Annotated in this window: 1 protein-coding gene and 1 pseudogene; one reads left to right on the plus strand and one right to left on the minus strand. The window is 72.3% G+C overall.

The annotated features are described in order from the left end of the window. Nucleotides 1–251 (minus strand): annotated as a pseudogene (locus EU811_RS23385) (hypothetical protein); the annotation flags it as partial. Nucleotides 252–597: 346 nt separating this feature from the next. Here EU811_RS23385 and EU811_RS23390 point away from each other — a divergent pair. After that, a partial coding sequence (locus EU811_RS23390; RefSeq protein WP_202979366.1) for a hypothetical protein occupies nucleotides 598–1,139 on the plus strand: 542 nt, incomplete at its 3' end.

Below are 1,139 nucleotides of genomic sequence, written 5' to 3' on the forward strand. Positions count from 1 at the left end.
ACGTAGTGCTGCTGCGGCGCGTCCGGCTCCTCCACCAGCTCCGTGAACTGCGTCGCGGCCAGCCGGACCGCCTCGGCGAGGTCATGGGCGACGGCGGAGCCGATCGGCTGCCGGTAGCCGCGCACCTCCCTGCGGATGGCCTGCACCATCTCCGTGGTGAGCTCCGGAAGTCTGGCCCGGAGGAGCGGGGCGAGCGCCGGGGGCAGGTCGTGCCACGGGCGCCTGGATAAGAGCGGATCGACAGCTGACACGTCCCACTCCCTTGCTTGGCCCTGTAGTCGAACTCCCTCCACCAGCCTGCGGCGGAAAGGTGCCCCAACCGTGCGACGCCGTGCGCGCTCGCGCCTGGCACGCCGAGAGCGCGCCTGTGCCGGCTCTCGACTTCGCTCGACCAGGGGGACCCCCATACCGCCGAAGGGCCCGCCCTCCGGGCGGACGACGGGAGGTGGCGACAGGGCCTAGCACGGGACAGTGAGTCGTCGTGGTCCGGAGTGTAAGCCGGGTGACACTTTCGCCGCCGGTCCGCGCGCGGAATCTGGCGTACGTCACACCGGTCCCGCAGGCTGCCCAGCCCCACGGGAATCCACGGGAGGCCCCTTGACCCCCACGCACGAACGGGCCGCGCGCACCAACACGCACGTACGAGCCGCGCGCACGAAGGACCCGCACCCTCAGTACGCCGCGCCGCTACCGGGCGAGATGCGGCGGACGCTGCTGCTGCACATGCCGGCCGCCGTCGACGAGATGGAGGAGGCCGTCCGCACCGGCCTGCCGCACTACACGCACATCGTCGACGGCACATACGGCTACTCGGTGCGCCAGATCATCGACCGCACGTACAACTGCTTCATCTCGATCCACGACACCGGCCGGCACGGCCCGGCCGCCACCGCCGAGATCATCGCCCTGTACGAGCGCATCGGCGCTCGGCACGGCCGCCTGGGCTGCCCCCTCGACGCACTGCGGGACGCCCTGGACCTGGCCGGACGGGTGGCGTGCCGCCGGCTCATCAAGGACGCGTACCGCCTCCACTGGCCCGCGCCCCTGCTGGCGACGCTCACCGAGGACACGTTCACCCTGATCGGGACGGCCATCGCGGCGGCGACACGCGGCTACGCCGAGGAGAGCCACCGTGCCCC

The sequence above is a fragment of the Arthrobacter sp. TS-15 genome (assembly GCF_006964045.1).
Classification (GTDB): domain Bacteria; phylum Actinomycetota; class Actinomycetes; order Actinomycetales; family Micrococcaceae; genus Arthrobacter.